This window comes from Lysobacter sp. CFH 32150, from assembly GCF_022758295.1.
Classification (GTDB): Bacteria; Pseudomonadota; Gammaproteobacteria; order Xanthomonadales; family Xanthomonadaceae; genus CFH-32150.
In genome coordinates this window covers 745,931-763,511 of record NZ_JALDWJ010000001.1, presented here as the reverse complement: position 1 = coordinate 763,511, position 17,581 = coordinate 745,931, and the positions used below count along the sequence as shown (strand labels likewise).

Below are 17,581 nucleotides of genomic sequence, written 5' to 3'. Positions count from 1 at the left end.
CGCCCCTCACTTCACTCCATGCATCCAGCGCCTGAGCAACGGCGCCAGGACCAGGAACAACAGGGCCGAACCAAGGCCGATCCACAGCATCAGCCGGAACAACTCGCTGTACTTGCCGGCGGCCTCGAGCAGGTCGATCGCACCGCCTTCCGGAATCTCCAGCGAGGCCAGCTTGCCGAACTGCGCGGCCAACACTTCCGAATACGCCGTCGCGAGCCAGAAACCGCCCATCATCAATCCGACCACGCGCGCGACCGACAGCTGCGTCACCGCGGACAATCCGATCGGCGACAGGCACATTTCACCTACTTCGAGCAGGAAGTAGGCGAGGACCAGCCACCACACGCTCGCCAGCGCGCCGTCGCCGATGGTTTGCGCGGCGGCGATCAGCGGTAGGAACGAAAGCCCGGCGAACAGCAGGCCGATGGCACTCTTCGCGGGCTTGCTCGGGTTCCAGCCGCGTCGTTCCAGCCATGGCCACAGCCAGGCGAACAGCGGCGACAGCAGCACGACGAAGAAGGAGCCAAGGAAGGTCAGCGAACCGGCAGTCTGCGGCACCAGAACCACGTCGCGGAAGCAGGCGATGGCCATGCCGATGGCCAGCAGCGCAATCATCCAGAGCGCGAGGCTGTGGTTGCCGCGATCGCTAGCACGCAGTGCGATCACCATGAGGACCGGACTGGCCATCATCACGAATAACGACCACGGCAATGTGCCGCTGCTGTCGCTGACAAGGGTGGGGAACATGTCCTTGGTCATTAGCCGGTCGGTGAACGTCAGCCACGAACCGTAGGTCTGCTCGTACAAGGTGAAGAACACCAGCACGCCGAGGATCATCACCAGCAGCGAGATCATCTGTTCACGTTCGATCTTGCTGCAGTGGCGGATGAGGAACCACACGAACCACAGACCGAAGGCGATCGCGACGATGTGCATCGCGCCATGGACGGTCCACGTGCGCTGGATCAGCTGCCACACCACCGCGACGCCGGCGAACGCGCCGAGATAGATCCACCACTCGCGCGGCAGCGGGCCGACGCGTTCGCGCAGCTTCACCGGGTCGTTGGGTTCGGCGTGGCCGTGCAGGTATTTCTGTCCCCACAGGAACATGCCGAGGCCGGCGAGCATGCCGATGCCAGCAGCGCCGAAGCCGTACTTCCAGCCGTAGGTTTCGCCGAGGAAGGCGCAGATCAGGCCCGCGAACAGCCCCCCGACGTTGATGCCGGCGTAGAAGAGGGTGAAGCCCGAGTCGCGGCGTGGATCGTCCTCCGCATAGAGCTTGCCGACGATGGTGGAGATGTTCGGCTTGAGGAAGCCCACGCCCATGATGATCAGCGCGAGCGAGAAGTAGAACACCTGCAGTGCGCCTTCATCGCGCACCACGACGCCGTCGACCACGCGCGCCTGTTCGCCCTCGACCGCCATGCCGAGATGCCCCAGGCACAGCAGCACGCCGCCGAGCACCACGGCCTTGCGCATGCCGAGCCAGCGGTCGGCGATCAGCCCACCGATCACGGGTACGGCGTAGACCAATCCGCCATAGGCACCGATCAGGTCGTAGCCGGCGTCGTCACCGAAGCGGTGGTACTTCAACAGGTACAGCAGCAGCAGGGCCTTCATCCCGTAGAAGGAGAAGCGCTCCCACATCTCGGTGAAGAAACAGACGAAGACGCCTTTGGGATGGCCCAGGAAGTCCTCGCGCGCCGGAATGTCGGTGGTGATGGTGGACACGCCGCGCCCCGTGCTGGATACGCGCGAGTATAGCCGTGGCCCAGCACTGGACTTGCCCGGGGCGAGGTCTTAGCGTGTCCGGCTCACGCCGTGACCCGGCGCCCTGGGAGGGGACATGAAGAACGAAGCGGTTCCGCAACTTACCTTTCGCGCCGTGCTGCTGGCGATCATCCTCGCGGTGATCCTGGCCGCGGCGAACGCTTACCTCGGCTTGTTCGCCGGACTCACCATCGCCACCGCGATCCCGGCTGCTGTCGTGTCGATGGCCGTGCTGCGCGTGCTCGGCGGCGGCACCATCCTCGAGAACAACATCGTGCAGACCGGCGCGTCTGCGGGTTCGTCGATCGCGGCAGGCGTGATCTTCACGATCCCGGCGCTGGTCATCCTCGGTTACTGGGATGACTTCCGTTATTCGTGGGTGCTGGCGATCGCCGGTCTGGGTGGTCTGCTCGGCGTGCTGTTCTCGGTGCCGCTGCGGCGCACGATGATCGTCGAGGAACCGCTCGCGTTCCCGGAAGGCAAGGCCGCTGCGGAAGTGCTGAAGGCCGGTGACAATCCAGGCCCCGGCGTCAAGATCCTGGCCATGGCGGGTGCCATTGGCGCCGTCGTCAAGCTGGCTGCGGAAAGCGGATTGCGGCTGATTCCCGACAATGCCGTCGGCGCGGGTTTCTTCGGGAAGTTCCTGGGCTACATGGGCTCGGGCTTGTCGCCGGCGCTGCTTGGCGTCGGTTACATCGTGGGCCTCAATGTCGGCATCGTGGTCGTGTCCGGCAGCATCCTGTCGTACAACATTGCCATCCCGCTGTACCACGCCTTTTTCCAGGGCAATGATCCGGCACTCGCGGCACAACTGGTGGGTCTGGGCGCTGCCGATGCAGCGGCCCTGATCCGTGCCGAGAAAGTGCGTTACCTCGGCGTCGGTGCCATGTTGATCGGCGGCGTATGGACGTTGTTCTCGCTGCGCAAGTCATTGGTCTCGGGCATCAAGAGCGGCATCGCTGCCGCACGCAAAGGAACCGGCCGCGTTGTCGCCGAAACCGAGCGCGACCTGCCGATGAAATGGATGCTGGTGGCGCTGGTGCTGTTCACGCTGCCGCTGCTGGCGCTGTACCAGGCCATCGTCGGGCAATGGACGGTCAGCGTCCCGATGACGATCATCATGATCGTCGCCGGCTTCCTGTTCGTCTCGGTATCGGCGTATCTCGCCGGTCTCGTCGGTTCGTCGAACAATCCCGTCTCCGGGATCACCATCGCCACGATCCTGTTCGCATCAGTGGTGCTGGTGTTCCTGCTCGGGCGCGATTCGCCGATCGGCGCTGTCGCCGCGATCATGATCGGTGCGGTGGTCTGTTGTGCCGCCGCGGTCGGTGGCGACAACCTGCAGGACCTCAAGGCCGGTTACCTGGTCGGTGCAACACCGTGGAAGCAGCAGTTGATGCTCGGCATCGGCGCATTCTCGTGCGCGCTGGTAATGGCGCCGGTGCTGAACCTGCTGTCCGCTGCCTACGGTATCGGACCGGCGACGCCCGAGCATCCCAACTCGCTCAACGCGCCGCAGGCGATGCTGATGGCGTCCGTCGCCAAGGGCATGTTCGGCGGCAAGCTGCCCTGGGACATGATCGCGATCGGTGCCGGCATCGGCGCGGCGATCATCGCGCTGGACTCCTGGTTGAAGAAGCGCGGCTCGCATTTCCGCGTGCCGGTACTGGCTGCCGCGATCGGCATCTACCTGCCCCTGGAACTAATGGTGCCGATCTTCCTCGGCGGCCTGCTGTCGCACCTGGTCGAACGCAAGTTGCACCTGCATGCCGATACCGAGGAAGGGCGCGATCGCATCCATCGCCCCGGCACGCTGTTCTCCGCCGGCCTGATCACCGGCGAGGCACTGATGGGCATCCTGATTGCGATCCCGATCGTCGTGTCCACGCGGGCCGATGTGCTCGCTTTGCCTGCGTCGTTCCATTTTGGCCAGTGGCTCGGTTTGGTGGTACTCGGCATCGTCGGCTGGTTGCTGTATCGCACCGGCGTCAAGGCGCATGTGCCGCAGTGACCTCTAAATCTCGGCCGGCCGATGCCTCGCGTCGGCCGGCCGTTCTTCTTTTCGAACCTGGAGTGATCCGATGAATCCACGTCCTCTCGCGTTGGCCTTGTTGCTGCTTCCCGCGTTCGCACCCACCACTTCGCACGCCGCACGCGGGTTCGAAGTGCGCGACCTCGCCACGCTGGATCGCGTCTCGACGCCGACACTGTCGCCGGATGGCCGCAAGCTCGTGTTCGCCAAGCGCGTCGTGGATTTCGCGGCGAACAAAGCCTCGACTTCGCTATGGGTAGAAGACCTGTTCGCGCGCGACGCGGCGCCGCCAGAGCGGCTGACGCCGGAAGGCTGGAACGTCAATTCGCCGGAATTCTCGCGCGACGGCCAGACCGTGTATTTCCTCAGCGCCAAGTCGGGCTCGATGCAGCTGTACGCGATCCCGGCGGCGGGCGGCACGCCGAAGCAGGTCACCGATTTTCCGACCGACATCGGCAGTTACAAGCTCTCGCCGGATGGCGCGCAGATCGCCTTCAATGCCGAGGTCTTCGACAGCTGCGGTTCCGATTTCAACTGCACGCTGAAGCAGTTGAAGGAACGTGAAGACAAGAAGAGCACCGGCGTGGTGTTCGACCGCATGTTCATCCGCCACTGGGATGCCTGGAACGATGGCCGTCTCAACCGCGTGTTCGTCGCTGCGCTCGGCGACGGCAAGGCGCCGCTGAAGACCGCGAAGCTGGTTGGCAAGGACGTGCTCGCCGACGTGCCATCGAAGCCGTTTGGTGATGCGACGGAATACACCTGGGCGCCGGACGGCAAATCGCTGGTGCTGGCCGCGCGCAAGGCCGATCGCGAAGAGCCGTGGTCGACCAACTTCGACCTTTACCTCGTCAATGCCGACGGTAGCGGCGCGGCGAAGAATCTCACCACCGCGAACAAGGCCTGGGACACCGGCCCGGTGTTCAGTGCCGATGGCAAGACGCTGTACTACCGAGCCATGAAACGACCCGGCTTCGAAGCCGACCGTTTCGCGCTGATCGCGATGGACCTCGCCAGCGGCAACACGCGCGAGATCGCGCCGAAGTGGGACGCATCGGCCGACGGCATCACGCTGTCGGCGGACGGCAAGGCGATTTACACCACCGCAGGAGAGCTCGGTCAGCATCCCTTGTTCAAGGTGTCGCTCGACAACGGCGAAGTCAGCCAGGTCGTCGGCGACGGTTCGATCTCCGCGTTTGCATTTGCCGGGCCGACGCTGGCCTTCACCCGCAACACGCTGCAGACCGGCGACCAGCTCTACGCCACCAGCCTCGATGGCGCACCGTTGCGCGCGATCACGCCGAGCGCCGGCGAGATGCTGAAGGATGTCGGGTTCGGTAACTTCGAGCAGTTCAACTTCATCGGCTGGAACAACGAAACCGTGCACGGCTACGTGGTCAAGCCGTGGAATTACGAAGCGGGCAAGCAGTATCCAGTCGCGTTCCTGATCCACGGCGGCCCGCAGGGCAGCTTCGGCAATGGCTGGAGCTATCGCTGGAATCCGCAGACGTACGCGGGCCAGGGCTATGCGGTGGTGATGATCGACTTCCACGGCTCGACCGGTTACGGCCAGGCGTTCACCGACGCGATCAGCGAGCACTGGGGTGACCGCCCTCTGGAAGACCTGCAGAAGGGCTGGGCCGCTGCGCAGAAGAAGTACGCCTTCCTCGACGGCGACAAGGCCTGTGCTTTGGGCGCGAGTTACGGCGGCTTCATGGTCAACTGGATCGCCGGCAACTGGCAGCAGCCATGGAAGTGCCTGGTGAGCCACGACGGCGTGTTCGACCAGCGCATGATGGGTTACGCCACCGAGGAACTATGGTTCACCGAGTGGGAGCAGGGCGGTACGCCCTACGTCGTGCCAAAGAAATACGAGGAGTTCAATCCGGTCAACCATGTCGCCAAATGGAAGGTGCCGATGCTGGTGATCCACGGCCAGCTGGACTTCCGCATCCCGGTCGAGCAGGGCATCGGTGCGTTCACTGCGCTGCAGCGGCAGGGGGTCGAGTCCAAGTTCCTGTACTTCCCCGACGAGAACCACTGGGTGCTGAAGCCGCAGAACAGCGTGCTGTGGCACGACACGGTCAATGGCTGGTTGAAGGCGCACCTCGGCGAGTAAAAGTCCGGATCGGCCGCCCGGCGTTGCCGGGTGGCCGGCCGTCGGCCTGGATTGCCGCTTTGCCGGCCGATTGACGTTATGAACTGGTAGACGTGAGCGGAGTCAGGACCATGGCGGAAGAACAGAAACCGCGCCCGGCCAACCGTGGCCTCGAGCGGCGCAGGGGGCCGGATCGCCGGCAGGGCTCGGAACGCCGGGAGGAAATCCGCTTCGAGCCGGGTCGCGAGGACCGCCGCAGCGGCAAGGATCGACGTAGGCACGGCGGCTGGGACAGCGACACCGCTTCTCGTTATTAGGTCAGGGGCCTATTGCTAGCAGCAGCGCGAGCGGCCCTTGCCGTATCGCGCCTGCATGCGCTCGGCGAAGAACGCCTTGCGATCCATCGGTTCGCGGTCCGGATGCTGCGCACGGACGTGCGCGGCATAGGCCTCGTAGTCCGGCACACCGACCGCGAGCCGTGCGCCATGCACGGCCGTATTCCAGATGCGACTCAGGGTCTCAGCGAGCCACGTCGAACGTCGCATAAGGCGTCTCCTGCGCGGTCGGTACGCTGCTGCGGCGTGCGGCCAATGCCGTACGGATGCCGAAGAACAGCGTCAGCAGCAACACGCTCATGAAGAGCGCGCACAACGCCGCGTCGAGCTGGTTGTTGAAGGCGATGCGCTGCATTTCGGCCAGGGACTTCGCTGGCGCCAGCACTTCACCGTTGGCCGCAGCGTCGGCGAACCTGCGCGCGTTGGCGAGGAATCCGATCTTCGGATCGGCATGGAACAGCTTCTGCCAGCCGGCGGTCATGGTGCACACCAGCAGCCACGCGGTCGGCAACGCCGGAATCCACAAATACTTTTCGCGCTTCATCTTCACCAGTGCGACGCAGGCGAAGATCAAGGCCAGGCCCGCGAGCATCTGGTTCGCGATGCCGAACAGTGGCCACAACGTATTGATGCCGCCGAGTGGATCGGTGACGCCCTGGACCAGGAACCAGCCCCAACCACTGACCGCGAGCGCGGTGCAGGCGAGGTTTGCCGCCCAGCTTTCGGTGCGCTTGAACGGCGGATAGGCGAGTCCGACCAGCTCCTGGATCATGAACCGCGCGACTCGGGTGCCCGCGTCGATCGTGGTCAGGATGAACAATGCTTCGAACAGGATCGCGTAGTGGTACCAGAACGCCAGCATGCCGCCACCGCCGGCGATGCCGTGCAGGATCTGCGCCATGCCCACCGCCAGCGTTGGTGCCCCGCCGACGCGCGACAGGATGGTTGTTTCGCCGATCTCGCTGGCCGTGGTGGCGAGCATGTCGGGCGTGATCACGAAACCCCAGCCCGAGATCGCCTGCGCCGCGGATTCGACCGTGGTACCGATCAGAGCCGCCGGCGAATTCATCGCGAAGTACACGCCGGGATCGAGCACGCATGCGGCGATCAATGCCATCACCGCGACGAAGGCCTCCATCAGCATGCCGCCGTAGCCGATCAGGCGTGCATCCTTTTCGTTCGACAGCATCTTCGGCGTCGTGCCGGAACTCACCAGCGCGTGGAAGCCCGATACCGCGCCGCAGGCGATGGTGATGAACAGGAACGGGAACAGGTTGCCCGAAAATACCGGGCCGCTGCCGTCGATAAACCTGGTGATCGCCGGCATGCGCAAATCCGGCGCGGCAGCCACGACAGCGATCGCGAGCAGCACCACGGTGCCGATCTTGAGGAAGGTCGAAAGGTAATCGCGCGGCGCCAGCAGCAGCCATACCGGCAGTACCGCGGCGACGAAGCCGTAGCCGATCAGCATCCACGCCAGGTTTTTGCCGTCGAAGGTGAAGTACGGCGCCCACTCTGGCGAAGCCGCGACATGACCACCCATCCAGATCGATAGCAGCAATAGCGCAAGGCCGAGCAGCGAGACTTCGAGGATGCGGCCGGGTCGGAAGTAGCGCAGGTACAGACCCATCAGCAACGCAATCGGGATCGTCATCGCCACGGTGAACGTACCCCACGGACTGATCGCCAGCGCCTTCACCACGACCAGCGCGAGCACAGCAAGCAGGATCACCATGATGGTGAGGATGCCGATCATCGCGGTGATGCCCGCCGCCGCACCCAGCTCGCTGCGGATCATTTCGCCCAGCGAGCGGCCATCGCGGCGCACCGAGCAGAACAGGATCATGAAATCCTGCACGGCACCGGCGAGGATCACCCCGAACAAAATCCACAACATGCCGGGCAGGTAACCCATCTGAGCCGCCAGCACCGGGCCGACCAGCGGGCCGGCACCGGCGATCGCGGCGAAGTGGTGTCCGAACAGCACCGACCGTTGCGTCGGCACGTAATCGAGGCCGTCGTTGCGCCGCCACGCCGGCGTCGCGCGCGTGGGGTCGAGTCCCAGCGCCTTCTCGGCGATATAGCGCGAATAGAAGCGATAGCCGATGAAGAGGATCGACACCGCCGCGGCGACGATCCACATCGCGCTGATCGTTTCGCCGCGCGACAGCGCGACGGTGCCGAGGCAGAACGCCGCGAACAGCGACAGCGCGGTCCATCCGAGTTTGCCCACCAAGCTCATTGCGCCTCCACGACCTGTAGGTGCGAAATTCATTCGCACGTTGTTTGCAGCTACAGCCAGCGCACCTTCTTCAGATACGCGAACAGACCGACGCACACCACCACCACGATCCCGATCAGGATCCAGTAGCTGTTTGGGCCGGCGAGTTCCGGCATGTGCGTGAAGTTCATGCCGTACCAGCTGGCGATCAGCGTCGGTGCGGCCAGTAGTGCGGCCCAGCCGGCGAGGCGCTTGACCACTTCGCCCTGGGCGATGGTGGCCATCGATAGATTCACGCTCATCGCCGCGGTCAACATCTCGCGCAGGGTGTCGGTGGATTCGTTGACACGCAATGCGTGGTCGAGCACGTCGCGGAAATACAGGCGCACTTCGTCCGGCACCAGGGCACCGTGGATGCGGGTGAGCTGGGCGAGGATGTCCTGCAGCGGCGCCACCGCCAGTCGCAGCTGGGTCAGTTCGCGCTTGAGTTCGTACAGCTTGACGATGGTGTCGCGGCGGAACGTGTCGCTGAAGATGTCGTGTTCTAGTGCGTTCAACTCGTCGCGGAACTCGCCGACGATCGGCAGGTAGTTGTCGACGACGAAATCGAACACCGCGTACAACGCATAGGCCGGTCCCAGCGCCAGCAGCTCGGGCTCGCGCTCGACCCGCGTGCGCACCGGCGCATACGACAGCGACGCACCGTGGCGGACTGTCACCAGGTAGCGTGGCCCGACGAACGCGTGGGTTTCACCGAAGCGCACATGGCCCTCGATCGCCTGCGCCGTGTGCACCGCGATGAACAGGGAATTGCCGTAGGACTCGATCTTCGGCCGTTGGTGCGCGTGGTGCGCGTCCTCGACGGCGAGGTCGTGCAGTCCGAACTCCTCCTGCAGCTTGTCCAGCAGTTCCTCTTCCGGTTCGTACAGCCCGACCCAGACGAAGCTGCCGTCATCGATCGAAAGCACATCGCTGATCGCGTCCAGGGTGATATCGCGGCGATTGCCCTGGCGATCGTAGACCGCGCAATTGACCACGCAGGCCGGCAGGGCAGGGTCATGTTGCTGAGGGGCTTGCGGGCTCATGCGCGCATCGTGCCCGCACGAGTGCGTCGCGGCAACCCATGGGAGCGAGCAGTCGCGACCCGGCGAGCCCTTTCGCGACTTACGTCGCTCCCACAGTGCGTTGGTGTGCGAGTGCCAGGTGTACTGGCAGCAGCAGCGCGATCCATGGCGCGGCGTATTGCGCATTCGGTAGCAGTTGCAATGCCAGTGCGACCAGCGCACACGCGGCAATGCCACCGAGCCAGCGCCGGAACCGGGGGCCGGGGTCGTGATCACGTACGACCCTCAGTGCACCCGGCAACAACAGCAGGCACAACGGATTGAGCAGCAACAGGTTGTGGTTGGCCCATCCGGCGCGATGCGCGGTGCAGCACCAGATGAAGGCGAGCAGCAAGCCAAGCAGGCCGGACAGCGTCCAGAACGGTAATGCCATCGCTGCGAGCAGTCGCGGGCGACGTTTGCCCACCCGCAAAATCGTGAATGCCAACGCGATGCCGACCAGTGCATAAGGCCACCAGCGTCGCGGCGTTTCCGCCGGCTCCGGTGCAATCCGGTGCGGCAGCAGCACGTACTCGGACGTGACCAGCGGACGGCCGTCGGCCAGCTTCGTTTCGCGCAGGCTGTCGGCCAATCGCATCGGCACGAAGGCTTCCTGCCAGCGCGACAGCGGGCGATCGGCAAACGGGCCGAGGCCGAGGTCGAAGCCCAGCCACATCCAGCCGGCGGGCGAAGCAAGCCGTACCGCTTCGCTGCGATAGGTGTTGCCTTGCGAACGGCTGATCATCTGCTGGCGCAACGTGCCCCCCAGGGCACGATCGAGCGCGTCGCGGACGCGGGTCGAACAGTTGTCGGTGAAGTAGTCGTACCGGTAGCGAGCATTTTCTGGCTTGGCGTTCTCGGCAAGCGCAGCTGCGAGCTGTGTCGCCTGCGTCGACGTCAGATCGAGCCATTGCAGACTGACGCCGCGCCCAACTTCGCGGTAGTACTCCATGTCCTGCCGCAGCGGCAGTTCCATCAGCCGGTACGACATCTCGCCGCGGATGAAGCGCCTGAAGAAATCGGGCTCGTCGAGGTCGAAGAAGCCGAAGTTGTAGGACAACGGTTCGCCACGTGCCGGATCATCGACCACGATCGCGTTGTGCCCGAAGCGCTCCCAGAAAATCTCGCCCGGCTGCATCGTGGCCACTCCGATGCGTGGCGCAGCGCTCACTGTGGCGGCCAGCAGCCACAGCAGCACGGCGGATAGCAGGAGTGCGACGCGGCTAGTGGTCGGCATGCACGCTGAGGTGCAAGGCGTGCAGGCGGCGCGCGTCGGCGCGGGCGACGCGGAAGCCGAAACGACCGAGGGTGAGTTCCTCGCCGGCTTCGGGCAGGTGCCCGATCGCCGCGGTCACCAGTCCGCCGATGGTGTCGTATTCGTCGTCGTCGAAATCGGCGCCGAAACGCTCGTTGAAATCGCTGATCGGCGTCAGCGCATCGACCACGAACTGGCCATCGGCCTGCGCCGCGATCAGCGTCGCTTCGTCTTCGGCTTCGTCGTGTTCGTCATCGATCTCGCCGACGATCTGCTCGAGCACGTCCTCGATCGTGACTAGGCCGGCCACGCCGCCGTACTCGTCGATCACGATCGCCATATGGTTGCGCGACTGGCGGAACTCGCGCAGCAGCACGTTCAGGCGCTTGGATTCGGGGATCAGCACCGCCGGGCGCAACAGTTCGCGCACATTGGCCGGGCCGTTGTCGGCGACCACGCCACGCAGCAGGTCCTTGGCCAGCAGGATGCCGAGGATTTCGTCTTTATCGTCGCCGTGCACCGGAAAGCGCGAGTGGCCGGATTCGACCACCAGTTTCATCAGGTCGATGAGTTTCGCGTCCGCGGGCAGGACCACCATCTGCGCACGCGGGATCATCACGTCGCCGACGGTGAGGTCGGAGACCGCGATGGCGCCTTCCATCATGCGCAGCGTGTCGGCCGCGATCAGGCCGTCGGCCTGCACGTCGCGCAGCAGTTCGACCAGGTCTTCGCGGGTGGTGGGTTCGCCGGAGAGCGCCGCGCTGATGCGATCCAGCCAGGAGCGCCGTTTTTCCGGAGGTTCGACCGAATGGGTACTGTCGTCTTCTGACATGGTGTTGGGGCGGGACTCCGCGGGCGGAGCGACCAGAAAGAGTCTAGCGCGGAATCGTTGCGGGCCGGTGAAACGGCCCGCAAATGGCCCGTTCACGCCTGCATGTCGCCTCGGTGCGGAAAATCGGCCTCGGGAATGAACCGCGGAGGATGCGACATGCCCGAGAAACGCACCATCGAGCGTGCCCGTCGCGACAAGCGCGAGGGGAAAGCGCCCAGCACCCAGGCCGGCGAATTCGTGCGCGAGGAAATCGAGCACATCCGCGAAGGCAAGCACGGCGCGCGATCGGCCAAACAGGCGATCGCGATCGGTCTTTCGAAGGCACGTCGGGCCGGCGTCGACCTCCCGCCACCAAAAGAAGGCGTTTCGGCCGAGACGCGGCGCAAGGCGAAGCGGGATACGGAGGCCGGTGAGAAGCACGCGAAGCCTTCCGCCAAGCGTGGCCGTGCGGTCACCAAGGCGTTGAAGCGCGAAGGACATGCGGCGGCGAGCAAGACGGCGCTGTCGCGCCAAGCCAAGAAAGCCGCGTCCAAACGCACTGCCACCGAGCGATCTGCGGCCGCCAAGAAGGCGGCGCGGACCAAGGGTGCGGCAGGACGTTCTGCGGCTGCACGCAAGGCGGCACGGACGCGGGCCGAGCATTCGCACCACGCCTGATGAGCGACGCGAATTGGCGCCTTACTTCTCCAGGTAAGGATCTTCGACGCCGAGATCGGCGAGGATTTCGCGCTCCAGTCGTTCCATGCATTCGGCCTCGCGCTCGTCGTCGTGGTCCCAGCCGAGCAGATGCAGGGCGCCATGCACGGTCATGTGCGCGTAGTGCGCGGCCAGCGGCTTCTTCTGCTGCTTCGCTTCGCGCGCGATCACCGGCGCGCACAGGACCACGTCGCCGAGGAGCGGCAGCTTCACATCGGCCGGCAAGCCATCAGGCAACTCAGCCGGAAAGCTGAGCACGTTGGTGGCGTAATCCTTGCCACGGTAATGGCGGTTCAGTGCTCGGCCTTCCTTGGTGCCGACGACGCGGATGGCGAGGTCGGCTTCGCGGATGCGCCCGCTGAGCGCAGCGGCCACCCATTTGCGGAAACTCACCGCAGCGGGCAAGCCCGTGCGGGGCAGGGCGTAACTGACCGAAACTTCGAGACGAACCGGGCCGCGCGTCATGGCTGCGAGTCTACGCCGGTCCGGTCGCAGAATCTTGTGCATCGCGCGCGTCGTAGGCATTGACGATGCGGGCCACCAGGGGGTGGCGCACCACGTCGCGCGATTCGAAGAAGGTCAGGGTGATGCCTTCGATGCCGCGCAGCACTTCGATCGCATCCCTCAACCCGGATTTCACGTGCTTCGGCAAGTCGATCTGGGTGAGGTCGCCGGTGACCACCGCGGTCGAACCGAAGCCGATGCGGGTGAGGAACATCTTCATCTGCTCGATGGTGGTGTTCTGCGCTTCGTCGAGGATGACGAACGCGTCGTTGAGCGTGCGTCCACGCATGTAGGCCAGCGGCGCGATCTCGATGACGTTTTTTTCGAGCAGCTTGATGACTTTCTCGACCCCGAGCATTTCGTACAGGGCGTCGTACAGCGGACGCAGGTAGGGATCGACCTTCTGGCTGAGATCGCCCGGCAGGAAGCCGAGTTTCTCTCCGGCCTCGACCGCGGGGCGCACCAGGATCAGGCGCTGCACCCGCGATTCGTTCAGCGCTTCGACCGCCATCGCCACTGCCAGGAAGGTCTTGCCGGTGCCGGCAGGGCCGACGCCGAAGTTGATGTCGTGTGTGGCGATCGCATGCAGGTATTTCGCCTGGTTGGGGCTGCGGCCGCGGATGGTGCCGCGCTTCACCCGGATCACGACTTCCTGCGGCTCGACGTCGTTGGCGACGACACGGTTGGCGTCGGCGGCACTCAGCCGCAGGTTGATCGCATGGCCATCGAAGGTTTCGTCGCCCGCCTCGGCGTACAACTCGCGCAACAACTGTTCGGCCTTGGCCGCTGCGGCGTCGGGTCCGGTGACACGGAAGACGTTGCCGCGGTTCGCGATTTCCACGCCCAGGCGTAGTTCGATTTGGCGCAGGTGGCCGTCGAATGGCCCGGCGAGGTTGGCCAGGCGTTCGTTGTCGGCAGGTTCTAGGGCGAAGTCGCGGCTGGTCGCATTCATGCGGCCGCAGGGTAGCGCGGCAGCGTCGATGAGGCCATCACAAGCGACCGTTCGTCGGTTTGGGGTTGCAAATAAATTAATCATTGAATTAAATATGGCCATGACCACCCAACTCCCCACCGGACGCCGCAAGTCGACCACGCGCAAACGCGCGCCGGGCCGTCCGCGCGGCGAGAGCCCGGACCTGCGTCCGCGCCTGCTCGATGCTGCGATCGCGTGCTTCGTTCGCACCGGGATCGCGGCGACCTCCTTGCGTGCGATCGCCACCGAGGCTGGGGTAACGCCTGCACTGCTGCATTACTACTTCGGCAGCAAGGAACAACTGGTGGACGCCCTGGTCGAGGAACGCATCCTGCCGGTCATGGGCGAGATGCGCGAAGTGATGATGCGTTCCGGCGACGATGTCGCTGCGTTGGTCGCGGGCTTCGTGGGCAAGATGAGCGAACTCGTCGCGCGCCATCCGTGGTGGCCGCCGTTGTGGGTGCGGGAAGTGTTGTGCGAAGGCGGCATGCTGCGTGAACTGCTGGTCACCCGCATCGCCACGACGCTGCCGCAGCAGATGACGCAACGCTTCGCCGCCGCGCAGGCACGCGGCGAACTCAATCCCGACCTGGATCCGCGCCTGCTGTTTGTGTCACTGATCGGGCTGACGCTGTTTCCCGCCGCGGGCGCGCCGATCTGGCGCCGCATCTTCGACGCCAACGATCTCGATGGCGATGCCCAACGCCTGCACACCATTGCCTTGCTCGACCGTGGTCTGGCCCTGCCACAACCGAAACTCCCGGAGCGCACATGAGAAGCGTGATCCTCGCCGTCCTTCTCGCGGCACTGTCTGCGTGCAGCAACGACGCGCCACAGGCTCTGGGTACGCTGGAATACGATCGCATCACGCTACCGGCGCCGGCCGCCGAGCGCATCGTCGCCATCGACGTGCGCGAAGGCGAGCGCGTCGCCGCGGGTCAGCCCCTGTTGCGCTTGGAGGCGACGCGCACGGAAGCCGCGACTTCGGCCGCGCAAGCCGAAGCGCAGCGACAACGCGAGGCGCTCGCCGAACTCGAAGCCGGTCCACGCAGCGAAGCCATCGCACAGGCACGCGCACAACTCGCCGCCGCACAAGCGCAAGCGCGCGACGCTGGCGCCTACTACGCGCGCCTGCAACCGCTGGGCCGACAGAAACTGGTTGCAGCGGCCGACGTCGATCGTGCCCGTGCCGCAGCTGGCAATGCCGATGCGCAGGTGCGTGCGGCGCAGGCGGCCCTGCTCGAACTCGAACACGGCACGCGCAGCGAACGCCTCGCCCAAGGCGAAGCTGCGGCGCGTGGCGCGACGGCGCAAGCCAGCGCGCAACAGGTCACGCTCGACAAATTGAAGATCACCGCGCCGCGCGCCGGTCGCGTCGACAGCCTGCCGTACAAGCTAGGCGACCAGGCTCCGGTCGGCGCGCCGCTTGCCGTGCTGCTCGTTGGCGATGCGCCGTATGCGCGGGTCTACGTGCCAGAGCCGATCCGTGCCAGCGTGCGCGTGGGGCAGGACGCACGAGTCTTTGTCGCCGGCAGCGAACAGGCGCTCAGCGGCAAGGTACGGATGATCCGCAGCGAGCCGAGCTTTACCCCGTACTACGCGTTGATCGGCAAGGACGCAGCGCGCTTGAGCTATCTCGCGGAAATCGAGTTGGGCAAGGATGCCGCGGAGTTGCCGGCCGGCTTGCCGGTGCGGGTCGAATTCATGCCATGAACAGCCGCGCAATGAACGAGGCCGATGCCCCCGCAATCCGCGCGCGGGGCCTGACCAAGCAATTCGGCAACCTGGTCGCGGTCGATCACGTCGACCTGACGGTGCCGAAAGCGCACGTTTACGGCTTCCTCGGTCCGAATGGCTCCGGCAAGTCGACCACTATCCGCATGCTGTGCGGCTTGCTGACGCCGACCGCCGGTGAGATCGAAGTACTGGAGCTGCGCATCCCCGAGCAGGCGGAGGAATTGCGCCGCCGCATCGGTTACATGACGCAGAAATTTTCGCTGTTCGAGGACTTGAGCGTACGCGAAAACCTCGAATTTCTTGCCGCGGTGCAGGACATCCCGAAAGCGCGAGCCAGGCAACGCATCGACGAACTGATCGCCCAATACCATTTCGGCGATCGGCAGAAGCAACTTGCCGGCACGTTGAGCGGCGGCCAGAAGCAGCGCCTGGCGCTGGCCGGTGCCGTGATCCACCAACCGGAACTGCTTTTCCTCGACGAACCGACCAGTGCGGTCGACCCGGAATCGCGCCGCGATTTCTGGGAAAAGTTATTTGAGCTTGCCGACGCCGGCACCACCATCCTGGTGTCGACGCACTACATGGACGAAGCCGAGCGCTGCCACCGCCTGGCGATCCTCGACACAGGGGCACTTGTCGCCGACGGCACGCCGGACGAACTCACCTCGGCGCTCGAAGGCCGCACTGTCGTCGTGCATGCGGAGCAACCACGTCGTGCGCAGCAGACATTGCTGGCAGTGGACGGCGTGCTCAGCGTGGCCCAGATCGGCAACACGCAGCGCGTGTTGATGGCGGCCAATGGCGATGCGGCGGCGCGTCTGCGTGAAGCCCTGGCGCATGCAGGTTTGCAGGCGGAAGTCGAACCGGTATCGCCCAACCTCGAAGACGTCTTCGTCGCTGCGACCCGCGGTAGCGATGCGGCCAAGGCGCGCGCGGCATGAACTGGCGCCGACTGTTCGCGATCGTGGTCAAGGAGCTGCGCCAGATGCGTCGCGACCGCATCACGCTGGCGATGATCGTCGGCATCCCGGTGATGCAGCTGGTGCTGTTCGGCTATGCGATCAATCTCAACCTGCGCGGGCTGTCGGCGGCGGTTGCCGACCAGGCGGGCACGAGCGGATCGCGCGCGCTGGTGATGGACATGATCGCCACCGGCGTCGTGAAGCCGGCGACGGAAGCGCGAACGCCACAGGAACTGATGGCGATGCTCAAGCGCGGCGAAATCAGCGTCGGCGTCGTGGTGCCGCCGGATTTCGAACGCCGCCGCGCCGAGGGCCGCGAAGCGGTGCAGGTGCTGGTCGATGGCAGCGATACCGTGGTGCAGAGTGCAGCAGTCCAGCTGGCGCAGCTGCCGATCGATGGCGGTACGGTAAAACCGCCGCAGATCAGCGTCGTGAGTTTCTACAACCCCGAGCGTCGCTCGGCGGTGAACATCGTGCCCGGCCTGATCGGCGTGATCCTCACCATGACCATGGTGTTGTTCACCGGCGTCGCCATCGTGCGCGAGCGAGAGCGCGGCAACATGGAATTGCTGATCGCCACGCCCGTGAGCCGCAGCGAACTGATGATCGGTAAAGTGCTGCCATATGCCGTCATCGGCCTGATCCAGACGACGGTGGTGCTTGCCTTGGGCCTGACGATCTTTTCGGTGCCGATCCGCGGTAGCGCCTTCGATGTCTATCTCGCCGCGATACTGCTCATCTTCGCCAACCTCACCCTCGGGCTGCTGATCTCGACCAAGGCGCAGTCGCAGTTCCAGGCGATGCAGATGACGTTCTTCGTGTTCCTCCCATCGATCCTGCTGTCGGGCTTCATGTTCCCGTTCGCCGGCATGCCGAAGATCATCCAGTGGCTGGCAGAGCTGCTGCCGCTGACGCATTTTCTGCGCCTCATCCGCGGCATCATGCTGCGCGGCGCAGGTCTCGTGGACATGTGGCCGGAAGTGCTCGCGCTCGTGGCGTTCACCACGGTGATGATGACGCTGGCGATCAGCCGCTTTCGCAAGCGGCTGGACTGAGCCGCCCG

16 protein-coding genes are annotated in these 17,581 nt (G+C 65.1%); 8 read left to right on the top strand and 8 right to left on the bottom strand.

Going from position 1 to position 17,581, the window contains the following annotated elements; all coding sequences use genetic code 11:
• Nucleotides 1-6: 6 nt before the first annotated feature.
• Nucleotides 7-1,731, bottom strand: coding sequence for a peptide MFS transporter (locus tag MO486_RS03455; protein ID WP_242904553.1), 1,725 nt, complete (start codon nucleotides 1,729-1,731; stop codon nucleotides 7-9).
• 115 nt (nucleotides 1,732-1,846) lie between these two features.
• On the opposite strand from MO486_RS03455, the gene MO486_RS03450 reads away from it, so the two are divergent.
• The 3 genes from MO486_RS03450 to MO486_RS03440 all read left to right on the top strand — a co-directional run bounded on the left by MO486_RS03450 (nucleotide 1,847) and on the right by MO486_RS03440 (nucleotide 6,217).
• The gene (locus tag MO486_RS03450; RefSeq protein WP_242904551.1) at nucleotides 1,847-3,781 is read left to right on the top strand and encodes an oligopeptide transporter, OPT family; all 1,935 of its coding nucleotides are present in this window, start codon (nucleotides 1,847-1,849) and stop codon (nucleotides 3,779-3,781) included.
• Between the two features lie 70 nt (nucleotides 3,782-3,851).
• Nucleotides 3,852-5,921 (top strand): S9 family peptidase, encoded by a 2,070-nt coding sequence (locus MO486_RS03445; RefSeq protein WP_242904549.1) that lies wholly within the window; start codon nucleotides 3,852-3,854, stop codon nucleotides 5,919-5,921.
• A 110-nt stretch (nucleotides 5,922-6,031) separates the two neighbouring features.
• Nucleotides 6,032-6,217 (top strand): hypothetical protein, encoded by a 186-nt coding sequence (locus tag MO486_RS03440; RefSeq protein ID WP_242904547.1) that lies wholly within the window; start codon nucleotides 6,032-6,034, stop codon nucleotides 6,215-6,217.
• A 15-nt stretch (nucleotides 6,218-6,232) separates the two neighbouring features.
• On the opposite strand, the gene MO486_RS03435 is transcribed toward MO486_RS03440, so the two are convergent.
• From MO486_RS03435 to MO486_RS03415, 5 genes are all read right to left on the bottom strand, one after another.
• Nucleotides 6,233-6,445 (bottom strand): YbdD/YjiX family protein, encoded by a 213-nt coding sequence (locus MO486_RS03435; protein ID WP_242904545.1) that lies wholly within the window; start codon nucleotides 6,443-6,445, stop codon nucleotides 6,233-6,235.
• Entirely contained in the window at nucleotides 6,420-8,477 is a 2,058-nt protein-coding gene (locus tag MO486_RS03430; RefSeq protein WP_242904543.1) for a carbon starvation CstA family protein, read from the bottom strand. The genes MO486_RS03435 and MO486_RS03430 overlap by 26 nt, the downstream gene beginning before the upstream one ends.
• A 50-nt stretch (nucleotides 8,478-8,527) precedes the next feature.
• A complete protein-coding gene (locus tag MO486_RS03425; protein ID WP_242904541.1) occupies nucleotides 8,528-9,541 on the bottom strand; it encodes a magnesium and cobalt transport protein CorA in 1,014 nt (337 codons plus the stop codon).
• 79 nt (nucleotides 9,542-9,620) lie between these two features.
• Nucleotides 9,621-10,796 carry a DUF4105 domain-containing protein gene (locus tag MO486_RS03420; RefSeq protein ID WP_242904539.1) on the bottom strand — a complete coding sequence of 392 codons (1,176 nt, stop codon included), beginning with the start codon at nucleotides 10,794-10,796 and terminating at the stop codon, nucleotides 9,621-9,623.
• Nucleotides 10,783-11,646, bottom strand: coding sequence for a transporter associated domain-containing protein (locus tag MO486_RS03415; protein WP_242904537.1), 864 nt, complete (start codon nucleotides 11,644-11,646; stop codon nucleotides 10,783-10,785). The genes MO486_RS03420 and MO486_RS03415 overlap by 14 nt, the downstream gene beginning before the upstream one ends.
• A gap of 156 nt (nucleotides 11,647-11,802) precedes the next feature.
• Between MO486_RS03415 and MO486_RS03410 the strand changes: the two genes are divergently transcribed.
• Complete coding sequence (locus tag MO486_RS03410; protein ID WP_242904534.1) at nucleotides 11,803-12,303, top strand: DUF6496 domain-containing protein; 501 nt, start codon at nucleotides 11,803-11,805, stop codon at nucleotides 12,301-12,303.
• A gap of 21 nt (nucleotides 12,304-12,324) precedes the next feature.
• On the opposite strand, the gene ybeY is transcribed toward MO486_RS03410, so the two are convergent.
• Both ybeY and MO486_RS03400 read right to left on the bottom strand, forming a co-directional pair.
• On the bottom strand, nucleotides 12,325-12,807 hold the full coding sequence (gene ybeY / locus MO486_RS03405) for an rRNA maturation RNase YbeY (RefSeq protein WP_242904532.1): 483 nt from the start codon (nucleotides 12,805-12,807) through the stop codon (nucleotides 12,325-12,327).
• Between the two features lie 10 nt (nucleotides 12,808-12,817).
• On the bottom strand, nucleotides 12,818-13,798 hold the full coding sequence (locus MO486_RS03400) for a PhoH family protein (protein ID WP_242904530.1): 981 nt from the start codon (nucleotides 13,796-13,798) through the stop codon (nucleotides 12,818-12,820).
• A gap of 100 nt (nucleotides 13,799-13,898) precedes the next feature.
• On the opposite strand from MO486_RS03400, the gene MO486_RS03395 reads away from it, so the two are divergent.
• From MO486_RS03395 to MO486_RS03380, 4 genes are read left to right on the top strand one after another with little or no spacing between them, the layout of a single operon-like run.
• Nucleotides 13,899-14,594 (top strand): TetR/AcrR family transcriptional regulator, encoded by a 696-nt coding sequence (locus tag MO486_RS03395; RefSeq protein WP_242904528.1) that lies wholly within the window; start codon nucleotides 13,899-13,901, stop codon nucleotides 14,592-14,594.
• Nucleotides 14,591-15,532, top strand: a complete 942-nt coding sequence (locus MO486_RS03390; RefSeq protein WP_242904527.1) for an HlyD family secretion protein — start codon at nucleotides 14,591-14,593, stop codon at nucleotides 15,530-15,532. The genes MO486_RS03395 and MO486_RS03390 overlap by 4 nt, the downstream gene beginning before the upstream one ends.
• Nucleotides 15,533-15,567: 35 nt before the next feature.
• Entirely contained in the window at nucleotides 15,568-16,497 is a 930-nt protein-coding gene (locus MO486_RS03385) for an ABC transporter ATP-binding protein (protein ID WP_242904617.1), read from the top strand.
• Complete coding sequence (locus tag MO486_RS03380) at nucleotides 16,494-17,573, top strand: ABC transporter permease (protein ID WP_242904526.1); 1,080 nt, start codon at nucleotides 16,494-16,496, stop codon at nucleotides 17,571-17,573. The genes MO486_RS03385 and MO486_RS03380 overlap by 4 nt, the downstream gene beginning before the upstream one ends.
• The last annotated feature ends 8 nt before the right edge of the window (nucleotides 17,574-17,581 follow it).